This window comes from Betaproteobacteria bacterium (assembly GCA_009377585.1).
Lineage (GTDB): Bacteria > Pseudomonadota > Gammaproteobacteria > Burkholderiales > WYBJ01 > WYBJ01.
The window spans coordinates 33,842-51,537 of sequence record WHTS01000014.1; the positions used below are offsets into that span (position 1 = coordinate 33,842).

15 protein-coding genes are annotated in these 17,696 nt (G+C 64.6%); 6 read left to right on the plus strand and 9 right to left on the minus strand.

Annotation, left to right across the window (positions count from 1 at the left end; all coding sequences use genetic code 11):
- Positions 1–12 precede the first annotated feature (12 nt).
- Positions 13–912 (plus strand): hypothetical protein, encoded by a 900-nt coding sequence (locus GEV05_07265; GenBank protein ID MPZ43183.1) that lies wholly within the window; start codon positions 13–15, stop codon positions 910–912.
- Between the two features lie 10 nt (positions 913–922).
- Here the strand turns inward: GEV05_07265 and GEV05_07270 are convergent, their stop codons facing one another.
- Positions 923–2,581 (minus strand): thiamine pyrophosphate-binding protein, encoded by a 1,659-nt coding sequence (locus GEV05_07270; protein MPZ43184.1) that lies wholly within the window; start codon positions 2,579–2,581, stop codon positions 923–925.
- A 14-nt stretch (positions 2,582–2,595) separates the two neighbouring features.
- Here GEV05_07270 and GEV05_07275 point away from each other — a divergent pair, with 14 nt between their 5' ends.
- On the plus strand, positions 2,596–3,027 hold the full coding sequence (locus GEV05_07275; GenBank protein ID MPZ43185.1) for a DUF4440 domain-containing protein: 432 nt from the start codon (positions 2,596–2,598) through the stop codon (positions 3,025–3,027).
- 130 nt (positions 3,028–3,157) lie between these two features.
- Here GEV05_07275 and GEV05_07280 read toward each other — a convergent pair whose 3' ends face one another.
- The gene (locus GEV05_07280) at positions 3,158–5,497 is read right to left on the minus strand and encodes a molybdopterin-dependent oxidoreductase (protein MPZ43186.1); all 2,340 of its coding nucleotides are present in this window, start codon (positions 5,495–5,497) and stop codon (positions 3,158–3,160) included.
- 347 nt (positions 5,498–5,844) lie between these two features.
- Here GEV05_07280 and GEV05_07285 point away from each other — a divergent pair, with 347 nt between their 5' ends.
- From GEV05_07285 to GEV05_07295, 3 genes are all read left to right on the plus strand, one after another.
- The gene (locus GEV05_07285) at positions 5,845–6,255 is read left to right on the plus strand and encodes a hypothetical protein (protein ID MPZ43187.1); all 411 of its coding nucleotides are present in this window, start codon (positions 5,845–5,847) and stop codon (positions 6,253–6,255) included.
- An 82-nt stretch (positions 6,256–6,337) separates the two neighbouring features.
- Entirely contained in the window at positions 6,338–7,612 is a 1,275-nt protein-coding gene (locus GEV05_07290) for a hypothetical protein (GenBank protein ID MPZ43188.1), read from the plus strand.
- A gap of 140 nt (positions 7,613–7,752) precedes the next feature.
- Positions 7,753–8,232, plus strand: a complete 480-nt coding sequence (locus tag GEV05_07295) for a hypothetical protein (GenBank protein MPZ43189.1) — start codon at positions 7,753–7,755, stop codon at positions 8,230–8,232.
- 125 nt (positions 8,233–8,357) lie between these two features.
- Here GEV05_07295 and GEV05_07300 read toward each other — a convergent pair whose 3' ends face one another.
- From GEV05_07300 to GEV05_07310, 3 genes are all read right to left on the minus strand, one after another.
- Positions 8,358–9,545 (minus strand): hypothetical protein, encoded by a 1,188-nt coding sequence (locus tag GEV05_07300; protein ID MPZ43190.1) that lies wholly within the window; start codon positions 9,543–9,545, stop codon positions 8,358–8,360.
- A 162-nt stretch (positions 9,546–9,707) separates the two neighbouring features.
- Entirely contained in the window at positions 9,708–10,883 is a 1,176-nt protein-coding gene (locus GEV05_07305; protein MPZ43191.1) for an amidohydrolase, read from the minus strand.
- A 44-nt stretch (positions 10,884–10,927) separates the two neighbouring features.
- Positions 10,928–11,191: a GlsB/YeaQ/YmgE family stress response membrane protein gene (locus GEV05_07310; protein ID MPZ43192.1), complete on the minus strand. Its 264-nt coding sequence runs from the start codon at positions 11,189–11,191 to the stop codon at positions 10,928–10,930.
- Between the two features lie 316 nt (positions 11,192–11,507).
- Here GEV05_07310 and GEV05_07315 point away from each other — a divergent pair, with 316 nt between their 5' ends.
- A complete protein-coding gene (locus GEV05_07315) occupies positions 11,508–13,133 on the plus strand; it encodes a thiamine pyrophosphate-requiring protein (GenBank protein MPZ43193.1) in 1,626 nt (541 codons plus the stop codon).
- A 124-nt stretch (positions 13,134–13,257) separates the two neighbouring features.
- Here the strand turns inward: GEV05_07315 and GEV05_07320 are convergent, their stop codons facing one another.
- From GEV05_07320 to GEV05_07335, 4 genes are all read right to left on the minus strand, one after another.
- Positions 13,258–14,364: a hypothetical protein gene (locus tag GEV05_07320; GenBank protein ID MPZ43194.1), complete on the minus strand. Its 1,107-nt coding sequence runs from the start codon at positions 14,362–14,364 to the stop codon at positions 13,258–13,260.
- A gap of 95 nt (positions 14,365–14,459) precedes the next feature.
- Complete coding sequence (locus GEV05_07325; GenBank protein MPZ43195.1) at positions 14,460–15,398, minus strand: fumarylacetoacetate hydrolase; 939 nt, start codon at positions 15,396–15,398, stop codon at positions 14,460–14,462.
- Positions 15,399–15,464: 66 nt separating this feature from the next.
- A complete protein-coding gene (locus tag GEV05_07330; protein MPZ43196.1) occupies positions 15,465–16,478 on the minus strand; it encodes an amidohydrolase family protein in 1,014 nt (337 codons plus the stop codon).
- A gap of 213 nt (positions 16,479–16,691) precedes the next feature.
- Positions 16,692–17,693 (minus strand): tripartite tricarboxylate transporter substrate binding protein, encoded by a 1,002-nt coding sequence (locus GEV05_07335; GenBank protein MPZ43197.1) that lies wholly within the window; start codon positions 17,691–17,693, stop codon positions 16,692–16,694.
- Positions 17,694–17,696: the final 3 nt, after the last annotated feature.

Below are 17,696 nucleotides of genomic sequence, written 5' to 3' on the forward strand. Positions count from 1 at the left end.
TTGGAGCGCGCGATGGCCAGTGAAAATCTAGGTGCTTACAACATCGAAGACCTTCGCCAGAGGGCAAAGAAGCGTCTGCCTCGCGGCATATTCGAGTATATCGACGGCGCGGCGGAGGATGGAATAGCGCTCAAGCATAACCGCGACGTTTATCAGTCGCTCAAGATCAAAAACCGCGTTCTCAAGAACGTGTCCAAGCGCAGGAACGGCTTCTCCATGCCGCTGCGGTATACGCCGAAGCTGATTGCGCAGGTCCTCGCCAACCCCGGCTGGTGTCTGCGTGTTCTCGCTCCACAATACATCCAACGCGGCGCGTTCAAAAAAGCGAACTATCCGCCGGAGCTGGCGAGCAAGCTCACGGACAAGCTGGTCGACCATGAGCTCACCAAGCCCGACACCCAGTGCTGGGACGACATCAAGCGTATCCGCGACATCTGGCCGGGCAACATGCTGGTCAAAGGGCTGCAGAGTCTCGAAGACGCCATGATCGCCGCCGATTACGGTCTGGACGGTGTCGTGCTGTCGAACCATGGTGGCCGCTACCTGGATTGCGCACCGGCGCCGCTGCAGTTGGTGCCAGAGGTTCGCAGAGCCGTAGGCGACCGTCTCAAGATCATCATCGATAGCGGCGCGCGACGCGGTTCGGATCTCGTGAAGGCCATCGCCGTCGGCGCGGATATGGTCATGTCCGGACGGCCTACGCTCTACGGCTCTGCCGCCGCTGGCGAAGCCGGTGCCTACCGTGCGCTCGAGATTTTCCAGACCGAGATGGACCGGGTCATGGCTCAGCTCGGACTCACGAGCGTCGATGAAATCAGCCCGCACGTCTTCTGGAACCCGCCCGATTGGGTTCCGAAGCCGAAACCTGCCCGGTTATTGGAGAAGATCGCCTCTCAGGCTTCTGGCGGCTGAACATGAACCCTCACACATCCATTCCGAAATGCAGCCGCCGGTACGGAATGCTGATGACATTGCGCGAGATGCGCAGGTCGATCACCATCGGCCCAGTGCCGGCCAGGAACTCGTCGATCGCGGTGCTGAATTCGTCCAGCGTGCGTGCCGTGGCGCCGCGGCAGCCGAAGTCGCGTCCGAGCCCCGCGAAATCCGGTGACTTCACGAACGAAAGCATCGGGTCGCGCTGGTGGGCGCGCAGCTTGTGGTATTCCGCGCCGTAGGCTTCGTCGTTCACGACCACGTACAGGAACTTGAGACCCAGGCGGGCCACGGTATCCAGCTCCTGGATGCTTTGCAGCGCACCGCCGTCGCCTTCCACGCACACGAACGCTCCGCCCAAGCCCACCGCTGCCCCGACGGCGGTCGACAGCGCCTGCCCGATGCAGCCGAACGCAGTGCAGAAGATCTGCAGCCCGCGGCGGCGCTTCATCAGCATGACGCGAAACGAGCACGCATGGGCGTTGCCGGATGAAACGAGGTGGATGTCGGGCGGCAGTTTCTCATCCAGCAAGGCCACCGCCTCGCGCGGATCCACCGTGCCGTCCTCGATCTCGAACTCCGCCGGATCGCGTCCCGCGTTGGCGAGAATTCTGCGCACTTCGGCCGTGCGGAAGCCGCGGCCGCCGGCGCCGTCGCGTTCGAGCAGCTCGATCAGCTCCTTCAGAGTGGCTGTCGCATCGCCCTGGAGATAGCAATCGGCGCTCCGGTCGTTCCCCATCATCTTGTGCGGTTCGATGTCGATGTGGATGAACTTCGCCTGCGAATAGAGATAGCCGCCCGCCAAGGTGTGCGTGCTCAGTCTTGCGCCGACGGCGATCACGCAGTCGGCCTCCTCGAACAGCTGCAGCACCTCGCGTGCGGAGAAGAGCCCGGAAACGCCGACGTAGTATTCCGAGTCGGCGAGCGTGCCCTTGGCCACCAGCGTGGTCGCGATCAGCGCGCCGATGCGCTCGGCCAGCCGATTGGCTGCGTCCTTCGCCGCCGGCGACATCGCGCCGCGGCCTAAAACGATCACCGGCTTCTTGGCGGCCTTGATGATACCGGCGGCCTCGCGCAGGCGCTCGAGGTCCGGACGGATCGCCTGCTGTCCCGCGAACATTTCGCTCGAGGGCCGGTAGTCGTCGCCGTCGGCATCGCATTCCATCTGCTGCACCTCGAGCGGCGCACACAGCACGTAGGGACGCGATTCGAGCCGCGCGCGATAGAACGCATCGCGGACCGCGTCTTCGGCGTAGGACGGCTTCAGCACCTCGATGTAGCCGGCGCCGGTCGCGGCCACCAGCGCATCCTGGTTCATGTGCTGGACGACGTGTTCGTTATTCAGGGCGGTCTTGCTCGTGTACACGACCACCGGCGTGCGCGAGCGTGCCGCGACGATGAGCGAGGTCGTCATGCGTGCGAGTCCCGGGCCCTGGGTAGCGCTCGCGACCCCGATCTTGCCGGTGGCCATCGCGTAGCCTTCGGCCATGGTGACGGCGCAGCCCTCGTCGCGCACATCGATGATCTTCAGCTCCGGATATTTCGAGATCGCGGACCACCAGGTCATCTGCCCGTCGCCCAGCAGACCGAACAGCGTCGTGGTGCCTTCCTTGATGAAGGCATTCGCCATCGCGTCGTAGACTTTCATGGGGCCTCCCAAAAATGAGATCGAGTGGCGAGACGACCGCAAGTCGTTCCCGTGCAACGGAAACTCAGAATAGCATTGATTGTTCCGGATTCCGGCGCTGCGGTGAGTCCGCTCGATCACCGCTTTCCCATAACGTGGACACGGCAGCGCTCAAGAACATGCTGTGCAAGGGTCTGGTCTACACGCATTCGTCCGGGCGCCAGGACACCAAGCAGAGCCTGATCGACGGCATGGAGTCCGGGACGACGGTCTATACGTCGATGGTGCCGTCGGAGGTGAAGGCGCAGGACGTCGGGAACGCTGTCGTCCTCACCGGTGTGGCGGCCATCAACGTCAATTCCAACGGCAAGCCGAATTCGTTCCGCGTGCGGTTCACCGACGTCTACGAAAATCAGAACGGCACATGGCGGATGATTACCTGGCAGTCGACGAAGCTGCCCGAATAGCTCCCGCGCTGGCGTCGCCGTCGGTCCCGATAGAACCATTCGAGGCAGGCTCCGCGGGCGCGATGGGTCGATCTCGCGCCCCCGAGTTCAGCGGCCTGGATTCCCGCTTGCGCGGGAACGACGACTTGTTCTAGCGCGCTGCTCCGCGGATCGCCCGCCAAACCTTGGCGGGCGTGAGCGGCATGTCCAAGCTCTTGATCCCCAGCGGGCGCAGGGCATCGTGCACCGCGCCGACGAGCACCGGAATCGACGCCGTGCAGCCGGACTCGCCCACGCCCTTGACGCCGAGCGGGTTTACCTTGCTTTGCGTCGGGTGTTCTTCGCCGCGAATTCCGGGGATCAGGCCGGCGCGCGGCATGTAGTAGTCCATGAAGCTCGCGGTCAGCGACTGGCCCGTCTCCGGATCGTAGACCACCTGCTCGCCGAAGACCTGTCCCGCGCCCTGCACCACGCCGCCGTGCAGTTGACCTTCGACGACGCTATGGTTGATGACCACGCCGATGTCGTCCACCGCGCAATACGATACGACCTCGGTCTTGCCGGTGTCGGGATCGACCTCCACTTCGGCGATGTGACAGCCGTTCGGATACGTCGAGCCGAACTTGCCGTCCGCCATGTAGCTCAGCGTCTTGCCTTTACCCAGATCTGCGAGCTTCACGGCACGATCGGATTCGCCGGACGTGAATTCGCCATTGCCGTAGTCGACCTGCGAGGGCTCGACATGGAGCTCGAGCGCCGCCAGGCGCTTGCCCTCTTCGACCAGCTTCTGTGCCGCGATATGGCAGACGCTGCCGGCGCCGACGGTACTGCGCGAGCCGCCGGTCCCGTTGCCCCTGAGCGTCGTCCCGGGCACGCACTGGACGATCTTGATTCTCTCCAGCGGAATCTGTAGCACGTTGGCGACGATTTGCGCGAACGTCGTCTCGTGACTCTGTCCCTGCGTCTTGGCGACATTGAGCACGCTGACCGTGCCGCTCGCATCGAGCTGGATCTCGACCTCGTCCGCGGGGGCGTTGCCGAGGCCGGTGTTCTCGATGACGGTCGAAATGCCGATCCCGCGCAGCTTGCCGGCTTGCTTCGATCTGGCCCGTCGCCCCTCGAAGCCTTTCCAGTCGGCGAGCGCGAGCGCCTTTTCGAGCACGCCCGGCATGTCCGCGTTCTCGTACGAGCCGCCGGTCGGCGACGTGTACGGAAATGCCGACGGGGGAATGAAGTTGCGCCGGCGTAGCTCCGCCGCATCCATGCCGATCTCCGTGGCGGCCTGGTTGACCAGGCTCTCGACGGCATAGGCGATATCCGGCCGGCCGGCGCCGCGATAGGCGCCGATCGGTGTGGTGTTCGTGATCGGAATGCGATACGACGCGTACAGCGCCGGGATCTGGTAGACGCCCGTCATGCAGTTGGTTGTATTGCGGATGTGCCCCTGCGCGCCCGGCGAGAGGTACGCACCGAGATCGACGATCCAGTCGATGCGCATCGCCAGGAACTTGCCGTCTCTGTCGAGCGCGAGCTGGCCGTCGGCGATCATGTTGCGGCCGTGCGTGTCGGTCAGAAGACCTTCCGTGCGCCGGGACACCCACTTCACCGGCGCCCCCACCGTTTTTGCAGCGATCATGAGCGCCGCGTATTCCGGATAGGCGCCCGAGCGCTGGCCGAAGCCGCCGCCGACATCGTCGACCTCGAATACGAGCTTCTCCTGCGGCACCTTGGTGTAGTTCGAGAGCTGCCCGCGCAGCGTGGTGATGCCCTGCATCGGCGAGTGGATGCGATAGGCTTCCGTTTGCGCGTCGTAGGCGACCAGACACGCCCGCGGCTCCATCGGATTCGGCGCCACGCGCGTCGACACGATCTTGGCGCGCGTGATGTGGTGGGCGGCGGCGAAAGCCGCTTCGACGGCTTTCTCGTCGCCGACTTCGGATTCCCAGGCCAGATTGCCCGGCACCTCGTCCGACAGTTGCGGCGCGCCGTCGACGAGCGCGCCTTCCGGATCGGTGACGCTTTGCAGGTCGCGATACTCGATTTCCACCAGCTCGGCGGCGTCCTCAGCGGCGTCGGCGCTGTCGGCAACGACCAGCGCTACGGCTTCGCCCACGAAACGCACCTTCTTGTGCGCGAGCACCGGGCGCTCCGGGGCCCTCGCCTTCATGCCGTTCTTGCCGATGAACTGCATCGTGTGCGGCGCCCGGGTGTAACCGGCGCGCACCGCGTCTTCGCCGGTGAATACCTGCTTCACGCCGGGGAAGGCAGCCGCGGCCTTCGTGTCCACCGAGACGATCTCGGCGTGCGCCCGGTCGGAGCGCACGAAGAAGCCGTAGAGCTGCCCCGGCGCGGTCCAGTCCGAGGCGTACCTGCCGGCGCCGGTGATGAGGCGGACGTCCTCGACGCGGCGGCCGTGGTGGTGATGGGATTCGGTGCTCATGGCGTTTCTCCCTGCGCGAGTTTCGGTGCTTTCGCCGAAGCATCGCAGCATTGACGGCAAGTTTCAATATTGCTTTCCATGAACCTGCCCGCCCCAGCGGGCACTGGACGCTCCCTTCTCCCCCCGGGAGAAGGGTTGGGGAGTGAGGCCGGGGTTTCGAGAACCATGGTTCGCGCCGGCCGAACGGAAGAGACGCCACGCAGGTTCGAGGGTGCATCCGCGATACTTCTATCGTGGCGTCTCTCCGCGATGCCGCCCGACAGAATGTGGACCCCATCTGCAACCTTGACCCGCAGCAGACCCCTCCACATAATCGAGACCGACCCTGCGCCGTCGAGGCGACGCGTACCGTAGCAGCAGCCAGAGAAGGGAAAACCATGTCGTCGACGATCCCTGGTTTGGAGCGGCCCGCCCCGGTTCCGAACGAATTGACCAAGCCGTTCTGGGAAGCCTGCAACAAGCACCGGTTGGTGTTGCAGAACTGCACTGCCTGCCAGCGGCTGCACTACCCGCCCGCGCAAAAATGCAGCCAATGCGGCTCGGCCGACAAGCTGGAATGGAAAGAAGTCGCAGGCAAGGGCCACATCGACGTGTATTTCGTGATACGCGACTCCCGCATCCGGGGTTTCCGGTCGGCGCAGCCCATCAATTTCGCGCTGATCACCCTGGACCAGGACCCCGGCATCAACTTCCTCTCCAACCTTCCGGGCACGCCGCCGGGCGAGGTGCCTGTCGGCGCTCCGGTGGAAGTGAAGTTCGAGCAGACGAGCAGCGGCCAGTTCCTCCCCGAATGGCGGGTGGCCAGCTAGCCCAGCCATGAACCGGCGAATCACACGAGCGCACTAGGGCACTGAATGGTGGGGGACTGAAATGGCGAGCGACACGAATTGGATGAGAAATCGCGAAGGCATGGGGCTCTGGGAGCATCGGGGCAAGGTCGCGATCGTGGGCTGGGGGCAATCTCACATCGACCGGCGCTGGGACGGCGTAACGCTCGACAGGAGCTGCGGCGGCCTGACCAAGGAGGCGTGCCTCAAAGCCGTCGCGGACGCGGGCCTGTCGCTGGACGACATCGATGGGCTCATCACCAGCCCGGACACCCGGGCGGAGCAAACCTGGGCGCCGCGGCCGTACTTCGCCCCACCCTACGACACCGAGGACGGCCTGACCAAAGCCTCGGCGGAATGGATTCAGCGTGAGCTCGGATTCAAGAACGCGAAGTACCTGAAATCCGATGCGCCCTACATCGGCCCGATGATGGGACTGGCCGCTCAGGCCGTGGGCGACGGTTTATGCGAGACCGCCCTGGTGTGGTATCCCATGGTGAACCTCGCGGGCCGGTACGGACACAACAATCCGCAGAACAACCGCCAGGAAGCCCCCGGCCCCAACGCCTTCACGCTCCCCTGGGGCTATCAGAGCGGTGCGATGTTCAACAATCTCCTCGTCTTCCTGCAATACTGCAAGAAGTACGGCAAGTCCCACGACGGTCTCGCGCCCCTGTGTCTGAACTTGCGCAGAAACGGCTTGAGGACGCCCTGGGGATACTACGCTATGCACGAGCCCCATCAACTCACGCGCGAGGAATACTTGAACGGACGCGTGATCGAGGAACCGCTGGTGGTCCACGATTGCGACCGGCCGGTCAACACCTGCGCGGCCTTCGTCTTCACCACGGCCGAGCGCGCCAAGGATCTGCGGCAAACGCCGATCTACGTCCTCAACCATTGTCAGAATAGCAGCCGCGGCCGCAGCAGCATGGCGACGCTGGAGGAGCATCAGGAAGCCTGCGCGAGCCTGGCGCGCAAGATGTGGGATGGATCGGGTCTCGGTCCCAAGGACGTCGACATCTTCAATCCCTACGACGGCTACCTCACCTTCACGCAGCAGTTCCTCGAAGGTTTCCAGTGGCACGGCGTGAAGTGGGGCGAGGCGCACGACTTCTATGCCGATGACATCCGGGTCGAAGGCCCGCATCCATTTCTTTCCAGCGGCGGCAACAACGGCACCGGGCGCACCCGCGCTTGTCTCTTCTCCGACAGCCTCGAGCAGCTTCGCGGGACGGCAGGCGCGCGACAAGTGACGGTGCGGGCCGAAACGGCGCTCGCGGGCTGCAACACGCCGGACAGTTGCGGCTTCCTCATGATGAGCAAGTCCCCGAGCTAGCCAGAATTCCGCCGCGCGGGCGGATCGGGCCGATCAGCGCGAACCGAAACTCTGGCGAGGGTCGACACCCTGGCATAGGGCCGCGGCGCGACCTTCCACGCCACGTCACGACGGGGTGGTATCCCGGCTTCAAGCTCGGGGTGTTTCTCCTGCTCATTGCCAACACCGTCGTATTCGCCGTTGACGGAACCGCCGCCGAAGGACTCGACGCCGCGGCCTGGCTGATACTGCTTTTGCTGTTCGAGCTCGAAACGGCGCACGCCACGCGCCTTTCGACGCGGCGCGCGTTGATCGCGGTGCACGCGGTGAGGCTGGCTGCGGGCGCGGCGGTCCTCGCCGCCGCCATCGGCTATGTCAATGAAGAGGACTGGCTCGACTCGGCCAATGCGGGGCTCTGGATCGCCGTCGTGGCTCTGCTCGAATTCAAGGTCCGGTTCGCACAAGGCCTTGCACGCCACCTCGGTGTGGTCGAGACGATTGCAGCCGTCCTGTACCTCGGTCTCGCCGCATTGGTGCTTACCTGGGCCTGGCGCGGCGAATGGTTCGACGCCTACGATGCGGCGCTCTGGCTGGTCGCGTTCGCCACGATCGAGATGAACGTGCTTGCCATCGGACGTTAGACTTCCCGGACGCTATCGAGCTTTCGGTAAGTGCTTGACGCTCGATTCCCTCACCCCCAGCCCCTCTCCCGGAGGGAGAGGGGAGCGTCGTGCGGAAAGCGGCTTGTCAGCCACTTTCCGGATTCTCAATAAGCGACTGGGTTCGAAAATCCCAGAAGATCGACGTTCAGCCCTTGCCCTTTCGCCTGTGCGAGCACTTTCAACTCGCCATACTGCTCCGGGTCAACCAGAGCCATCATGGCCATGCGGTTCAGCGTCGCCCGGGCGCTGGACAGGCCTTGCTCCTCGAGCGCATCGACGAAGGAAGAGAAGCCGAGGTTCGTGAGGAACTGGCTTTGTGGGGTGTAGCCGAGAGTGGCGAGCCCGTGCCGCTCGCCCAGTCGCATGAGCGACGTGAAGTCCACCTGGCAGGTGATGTCCTGCTGCCCAACATCCTGCAACGGGTCGTTTCTTGCGGCGTGTCGATGGTAGCAAACCAGCGTACCGTCGCTATTCTCGCGAGCGTACAGGTCGTCCGCCAGCTGACCGTAGTCGATCGTCAGCACGAAGCCTCGGTCGAGCGCACGCGCGATCTGAGCGGTCCAGTCCTCCAGGCCCAGGTTCACTTCGCCTCGATACCCCTCGGGCAGGGATAAGCCCAAGTCGGCGAGCCTTCGTTCGACGCGAGCCGACGATGGCTCGTCCAGCACTTCGGTGAGCTTGTCATCGGCCAGCGTGACGAAGATCTCCTTGATGCTTCCGCCCTGAATGGCGAATCGATGGACCGGGAAGTTGTCGATCAGCTCGTTACTCAGGATGCAGCCGACGACATGCCGGAACGCGCTCAGTCCTGCCCCCTGCACGCGGCGAACGGCCGAGCCCGCATCGGCCTCGAGCGCGGACATCCGATCGCCGCTTCCACCGTTCCATCCGGCGGCATGATCGGACTCATGCAGCCAGTGAGGCGCGTAGTCGGCTGCGACATAGAAAAGCGCCTCGGCCAGCCGGGGCGTGCTGCGCGAACAAGCCTGCACGATCGACCGGGCCAAGGCACCGTCGCCGCAACCAACCTCGATCACATGGAAATCGGCAGGCTCGCCGAGCAGGCGCCACATCTGCTCGAGTTGGCGCGCGATCAGGGCGCCGAAAACCGGGTGGCTCATGGCCGAGGTGCCGAAGTGGGCGCTGATCCGTTGCGCTCTGGACGCGTAGAACCCGCCTTGGGGCGAGTACAGGCAGAGCTGCATGAACCGGGCGAACGTGATCCGCCCATGCTTTGCTATGAGATCGCGGATGTCCTGCTCGACCGCCGAGCGCAATGTTTTCCCCTCCACGGACGGTCTCGCGAGCGCAGGAAAAGGGGTCAGGCTCGGGGCCAGGCTCGATTTATCGTGCGACCCATCTCGCGCCTGTGGCCTAAATCGCCAAATCGAGCCTGGCGCCTTTTCCGCCCGCTTACGCGAGAATGACGCGATGGCGGAGCGCCGGCCCGCGGCTCAGCGGGCCAGAAAGCGCTCGGTGAGGCGCGTCCAGTAGGCCGCACCCACCGTCAGATTCTCGTCGTTGAAGTCGAAGCGCGAGGTGTGCACCATGGCCGAGGCGCCGTTGCCCAGGCGCACGAAGCAGCCCGGCACCCGCTCCAGCATGTAGGCGAAGTCTTCGCTGCCGGTCACCAGCTCGACCTCGCCCGTGTTCTCGCTGCCAACGAGCTCTGCGGCTACTTCGCGCGCGAACGCGGTCTGTGCCGCATCGTTCACGAGCACGGGATGGCCCCAGCCGTAATCGACTTCCGCAGTCGCACCGTAGCTCGCCGCGTGCGCTTGGGCCAGCTCGGTGATGCGGCGCTTCAGCAGCTCTCGCACGTCGATATCGAACGAGCGCACGGAAAGCCCGAGCGTCGCCTCGTTCGCGATGACGTTCATCGCCTTGCCGCCGTGGATCGTACCCACCGTGACGATCGCGACCTGGGTCGGATCGACGTTGCGCGCGACGATCGTCTGCAGCGCCATCACCAGGCTCGAAGCGACGACGATCGGATCGATCGTATGGTGCGGGCGCGCGGCGTGGCCGCCTTTGCCCTTGACCGTGATCGTGACGCGATCCGACGCCGACATCATTGGTCCTGGCCGGAAGTGGAAAGTCTTCTCGGGCTTTCCCGGTTGATTGTGCAGCCCGAAGATCGCATCGCACGGGAAGCGTTCGAACAAACCATCGTTCAGCATCCGCTTCGCCCCGCAGTCGATGCCCGCTTCCTCGGCCGGCTGGAAGATCAGGTTGAGCGTACCGGAGAAATTCTTGCGAGCGGCGATCTGCTTTGCCGCACCGAGCAGAACCGTCGTGTGACCGTCGTGGCCGCAGGCGTGCATGACGCCTTCGTTGCGGCTGGCGTAGGCCAGGCCCGTCTCTTCCAGAATCGGCAGCGCATCCATGTCGGCACGAATGCCGAGGCGCTGCTTGCCGCTGCCGAGCTGAAGGCGCCCGACGACGCCGGTGCCGCCGACGCCTTCGGCCACCTCGTAGCCCCAGCTCCTGAGCTTCTGCGCGACCAGCCGCGCGGTCTCCACTTCCTTGTGCGAGAGCTCGGGATGCGCGTGAATATGCTGCCGGATGTCAGCGAGCTCGGCGCGGTCGCCTTCGACGTCTTCGATACGGCAATACTTGTCTTTTGCCATCTTCTTACCCAATCAAGTTCGCCAGGGGTCGATCAGACCTGCCATCAGCCGCCGGACGTGCCGCTGCGCTTCTTCACCATGCTGTATATCGCCAGCAATACGATGGCGCCGATGACCGAGGCGATGAACCCTGCGGTTTCCCCGGCGCCGTACCAGCCGAGCGCCTGGCCGACGAAATTGGCCAGCAGCGAGCCCGCGATACCCAGAACGGCCGTCAGGATCAAACCCAGCTTGTCGTCGCCGGGGTGCAAGGCGCGAGCGATCAATCCCGCGACAAAACCGATAACGACCATCCATACGTAGCTCATCTTGCTGACCTCCCTGTATCGTTGCATCCAGCGGCGCCATCTACGGCAGCCATCCAATGTCATGCTTCGAGACACGCGCCGCCAGTCTAGCGCGTCACTGCGCGTCTTGCACAGTTCGAGCTGTTTTGGTCCGATCCTGATGTAGAGCGTGCCGGTTCAACGGCGATTCGCACTGCCTGCGAAGACGTGGCCGAGCAGCTGGCGAAGAACTGGAAAAACTCCCGTGCTAGCATAGCCCGGAAAAATGCACCAGGAGCCGGCTGCGTAACCGGCTTTCCAGTCAGGACACGTGTAACTTCAAGCCATCGGGGGTGCCATGAAAGTCGGCCAGGCGATTGCACGCATCATGAAGGCGGAGGGTATGCAGATTCTTTGCGGCTACCCGGTCAATCACCTGATCGAGTTCGCCGCGGCCGAGAACATCCGCCCGGTGATCGTGCGCCAGGAGCGCATCGGCCTGCATATGGCGGACGCAATCTCGCGCGTCACGTCCGGCAATATGCTCGGCGCCTTCTGCATGCAGCACGGGCCGGGAGCGGAGAACGCGTATGGCGGCGTGGCGCAGTGCTACGGCGAGAGCATTCCGGTGCTCGTGGTGCCGCAAGGCTATGCACGGCGCATTTCGAGCATCGACCCGAACTTCAGCTCCGCCCTGCAGATGCGCGGCGTGACCAAGTCATCCGAGCATCTCATGCTGCCGAAGGAGGCGCCGAACGCGCTGCGGCGCGCATTCTCCAGGCTGCGCAACGGCCGCGGCGGTCCGTGCCTGGTCGAAGTGCCTACCGACATCTGGAACGAGGAGATCGGCGACTTCGCCTACACCCCGGTGGTCAAGGCGCGCACCGCGCCGGACCCGGCGGATGTGCGCAGGGCCGCCGCCGCGATCCTGGCGGCCAAGCGCCCGCTCATCTATGCCGGCACCGGCGTGCACTGGGCGCAAGCCTGGCCGCAATTGAAGCAGTTCGCAGAGCTCCTGGGTGCGCCGGTCACCACCAGCCTCGGCGGCAAGTCGAGCTTTCCGGAGAACCATCCGCTTTCGCTCGGCTCCGGCGGCAACGCGGTGCCGCTCGCGGTGCACCAGTTCGTGCAGAACGCGGATCTCATCATCGGCATCGGCTGCTCGTTTACCGAGACCAACTTCGGTATCAAGTTCCCGGACGGCAAGAAGATCGTTCATGCCACGCTGGAGCCGGATCACCTGAACAAGGACGTGCGTGCTGAAGTAGCCTTGCTGGGGGATGCGCAACTGGTGCTGGAGGCGTTGATCGGCGAGCTCGGGCAGACGATCAAGTCCCCACGCGATGCCGCCTCCGGAATAGCCGAGATCGCGCAGCTGCGCGAGCAGTTCCTGTCGCAGTGGATGCCACTACTGACCTCCAACGACTCGCCGCTCAATCCCTATCGCGTGATCTGGGATCTGATGCACACGGTCGATCGCGACAACTGCATCATCACGCACGATGCGGGCAGCCCGCGCGATCAGATCTCACCGTTCTGGGTCTCGACCACACCGCTGTCCTACATCGGCTGGGGCAAGACCACGCAGCTCGGTTACGGTCTGGGTCTCGCGATGGGCGCAAAGCTCGCCAAGCCGGACAAGCTCTGCATCAACCTTTGGGGCGACGCTGCGATCGGCTTCACCGGCATGGATTTCGAAACGGCAGTGCGCGAACGCATCCCGATCCTTTCCATCCTGCTCAACAACTTCTCGATGGCGATCGAGCTCAAGGTGATGCCGGTATCGACGGAAAAGTATCGTTCCACCGACATCTCCGGCAACTATGCTGACATGGCCAAGGCCTTCGGCGGCTATGGCGAGCGGGTCACGCAACCGGCCGAGATCAAGGCGGCGATCCAGCGCGGCATCCAGGCGACGCAAGAAGGCCGGCCGGCGCTGCTGGAGTTCATCACCAGCAAGGAGACGCGGGTTTCCAAGCTTTAAGCGCGTATGCGGGCTCGTTGCCTTCGCCGCGATCTGCGATGACGTTTCAGGAAAGCATTTGAGCGGGTCGTTGCCGCGAAGACAGGGATACAGAACCAGCCGCCATTCCGGTACGCACGCGCGATCAGCTTGCGAGCGGCAGGCTCACGGCCGCGCCGGATTTGAGCGACCGATCGATCGCAGCCGTAACCTCGATCGTGCGGCGCGCATCCTGCGCGGTTGCGAGCAAGCACTGATGCCCGGTCGCCAGGTGATCGAGCCAGTTGCGCGTCTCCGAGGCGACCGGCCCGATGAACTCTCCCAGCGCCCAATCGCCCGGCGTGCCGCTGCCGAGGAACACCGTGTTCACCTTGTGCTCCGGGATGTAGACGTGCGGCGCGCCATGATCGCTGCACAGGATCTGGTCGGTGTGGTCGTCGTCGAGGATCATGACCCCGTCGGAGCCGATCAGCTCGACGCGGGCGGCGTGGCCGAGCGCCGGATAGTGATGCGGCAGGGCATAGCACTCGCCGAGATTGAGGATGGCGCCGTCGGCGAGCGTCACGATGGCCCAAACGAGGTCGGGCTTGTCGTAGCCCGATGCCTTGATCAGGTTGGCCTGCCCGCGCGCATACACTTCGACCGGCGGGTTGCCCTCCAGCATCCAGTTCAAGGTGTCGATGTAGTACACGAGCCCGGACAGCGAGGAGCTGTCGGCGGGCAGGCGCGACAGCGTCTGCATCGCCTGAGAGCGCGAGTTGTACACGCGCGCCGCGCCGCCTGTGATGCGCCCGAGCCGGCCCTGGACGATCTGCTCCTTGGCGAGCAGGTAGCGCTTCTTGAAGCGCCGGCTGTAGCCGACGCGCAGATCGCAACCGCCGGCCTGTGCCGCAGCGATCAGCTCGTCCGCGCTGGCCAGATCGAATGCCAGCGGCTTTTCCACCAGCACGGGCTTACCCAGTCGTAGCGCCTGCATGAGCGGCTCGTAATGTTCGCGCTCGATGGTCGAGACGACAATCGCGCTCACCTCCGGCCGCGACATCGCCTCCAGGTTGTCGGCAGTCCAGAACTGTGCCCCGACATTGGAAGCCAGCTGGCGCGCGCGTGCGGGATCGCGGTCAGCGAGGGCCACGAATGTCACCGCCGGATGCTCGGCGGCGAGCTTGGCGCGCAGCGAGCCGATTCGGCCGCAGCCGATCACCGCGATGCCGAGTTGCCTACGCTGCATGGGCTGGCTGACGTTCGCCGACATGTCGCGTTATACCTCGCCTATTGAAGATCCGGAAAGTGGCTGACAGCCGCTTTCCACGACGCTTCCCTCTCGCTCCGTTCCTTTGCGCAACTTCGCTATCGGCTTCCTTGCGGCCGATTGCGTGTGACGGCGTCGGGATGCGTCGAATCCGCGCCCATGTAGATTCCCTTCTCCCAGCTGCGCTGCAACGGATCGCGCACCGCGAGTTGCATGCGACCGATGTGCTGGATCTCGAAATCGACCACCTCGCCATCCTGCAGCGGGCCAAGACCTTCGTGATTGGTGCCGCACGCGATCACGTCGCCGGAGTTGAGCGTCATGATGGCCGAGGCAAATTCCACCAGCTCGGGGACGAGATGCTCCATGTCGTCGGTGTTGTAGTTGTGCCGCAGCTGACCGTCCACCCAGAAGCGCACCAGGACATCGTTCGGGTCGGGAATCTCGTCCAGCGTTGCGATACAGGGGCCGAGCGGCGCGAAGGTATCGAACGACTTGCCGATCCAGCTCCCGGTCTTCCACGTGCGCCGGCCCTCGCCGCGCGCCGAAACGTCGATCATTCCGGTATAGCCGAACACGGCGTCGCGCCAGTTCGACTGCTTCACCTGCTTGGCCGGCCCCTTCAGCACCAGCGCGAGCTCGGCTTCGTGCATGAAAATCCAGGGCTCGGTGAATTCCGGCAGCACGATCGTATCGCCCGGGCCGACCACGGCATCCGGATTCTTCAGAAACATGTTGAGCGGCCGCGCCTCGAGCGCCCCATGCTCCCAGTAGTTCGCGATGCACGCGAGAATCTTCCCGGGCCGGGGCAACGGCGGGCGCAGCCGCACTTCGGCCAGCGGCCTCGCATCGCCGTCGCGCGCGCGTTGTTCGAGCTTGGCGCGCAGGCTGTCGAACCCATCGATGATCGCCGTCATCGTGGCCTGCGGCGAATGCCCGCGCGGCGCGAGATCCGATACATCGACGATCCCGCGATCGGTGATCACGCCGGGCACGATATTCCCGCCCCGGCCATTTTCGAATAGTGCGAGTCTCATCACCGCCTCCCTCGAAGGAATCGTCGCCCTAGGCGCATGCCGTACACGCGCTCTCGCATGACCGTGCTATTGGACCCGCAACAGTTTCGCTGCCGTGGTGCCCAGAATCGCGATGCGCTCGTCATCACTCAGGCTCGGCGTGTTGAGGACGTGATCGACCGCCTTGTCCTCCCACGGATAGGGGTGGTCGGTGCCGAGCATGATCTGGCTCGAGCCCACGTTCGCGGCCAGGTGCCGCAGCGCTTCGGGCGTGAAGATGAGCGCATCGTAGTAGAGCTGCTTCAGGTACTCCGTCGGCCGTTTCTTCAACGTGCGGTTGCAGCGCTGCGGGAACGTGAGGCAGCCGTGGTCGGAGCGGTCCATGTAGGAGGCGAGGTAGCCGCCGCCGTGCGCGGCGCAAATCTTCAGCCCCGGGAACATGTCGAGCGTCCCCTCGAAGATCAGGTGCGAGAGCGCGATCGTCGTGTCGAGCGGATTGCCGATCACGTTATCGAGCACGCCATTGCCTTTCAGGCGCCGGGCGAGGTCGGGCGTGCCCTGCGGGTGCACGAAGACGAGGATGTCGAGCTCCTCGCACTTGCGCCAGAACGGATGGAACTTCGGATCGGCGAACTCGTCGTCACCGACGCTCCCGCCGACCGCGGCGCCACGCAAACCGAGCTTCTTCACCGCGTGCTCGAGCTGTTGCACGGCCAGCTCGGGGAACTGCAGCGCAACCGATGCGAACGCGACGAAGCGGTCGGGATTGCGCGCGCAGATCTCGACCAGCCCTTCGTTGTTGAGGCGCACCACGTCCGCGGCGGTATCGCGATCGGCCTGGTACCAGTTCGGATTGATGCTGAGCGCTTCCATGTCGATGCCCTGCGCGTCCATGGCGCGAAGACGGCTCGCCGCGTCCTCGAGCACGATGCCATCGGTATGGTGCCTGTAGGCATCTTCGCCGATGAGCTTGCACGCTGCGGGGATGAGACAGTGCGCGTGCACGTCGATCGTCTTCACGCGCCGGCCCTTGACGACGACTTCGCGGCGCTTGACCGCGGATTGCGCGGAGCCTGAGCCCGATTGTGCCGCTGCAGCCATTCGCGGCTCCTGCGCGGCAATGAGCTCGCAGCCCGTAAAAACGATCGCGGGATCGACCGTGCGCGGATTGGTTGCGCTGTGCGTATTCATTTTGCTTCCCCCTCCGTTGGTTGGCAGCGCTACTATACCGCGCGGCATTCGGGGGAGGGAAACGATGCGCGCGCCGCACGCGCCATGTCTTCCACGCGCTCGAAGTCCGCGGCCGCGTGCGACTCAGCGCGGCTTCACTTCGCCGAGCTCGCCCAGCAGCGACTCGAGCTTCTTGTACTCTTCCTGCATGAATCTGAGCGCGCCCGCGCTGTTTAGATACTCGTCTTCCCACTGATAGCGCTCGAGCGCCTGCTGCCACTCGGGCGACTTGACCATCGCAGCGAGCGTCTGGTCCCAGTACGCGATCTGCGCGGGCGTAAGGCCCTTCGGCCCGACCAGGGAACGCCAGTTCGCGGTTACCGCATCGATGCCGAGCTCTTTCCAGGTGGGAATGCTCGCCGCCTCGCCCCCCAGCCGTTTCGGCGCGGTTACCGCGAGCGCGCGCAGCTTGCCGCTGGTCGCGTGCTTCAAGGCCGATCCGGGTGTCGCCATCAGCACATCGACGTGGCCGCCCATGACCGCGACGGTCGTCTGCGCCGAGCCCTTGAACGGCACGAACACCACTTTCTTCAGATCCACGCCGCCCGCCTTCAACACCATCCCGGCCGCGATGTGATTGCCGCTGCCCGGATTGGTGATGGCGAAAGTCAGCGATTCCGGTTTCGCCCGCAGGTGCGCAATCAAATCCGTGCCGGTCTTGATCGGCGAATCGGGCCGAACCCACATGCCGATGTATTCGCTGGTGAGCAGCGCGAGCGGTGTTACATCCGTGTAGGTCAACGGATGCGACCCGGTGATGCGGTTGGTCAGCAGGTTCGGCAGCGCCATGGAAACGTAGTGCGCGTCGCCGGCGTGCTGATTGAGATATTGCATCGCGATCACGTGCCCGCCGCCGGGCTTGTTGATCGCGATCACCGCATTGCCGGCATTGGTGCGCTCCAGGTACTTCTGGATGAGCCGGCCGGTCATGTCGAGCGGGCCGCCCGCCGGCGTGCCGATGATGACTTCGATGTTGCGCGTCGGACGCCACTCGCTGGCCGCAGCGAAGCAGGACGTGCTCACCAGCAGCGCGGCGCACGCTGCCGCGATGGACGTCAACATCCTTACTGCCTGACTACCCGGCATCGC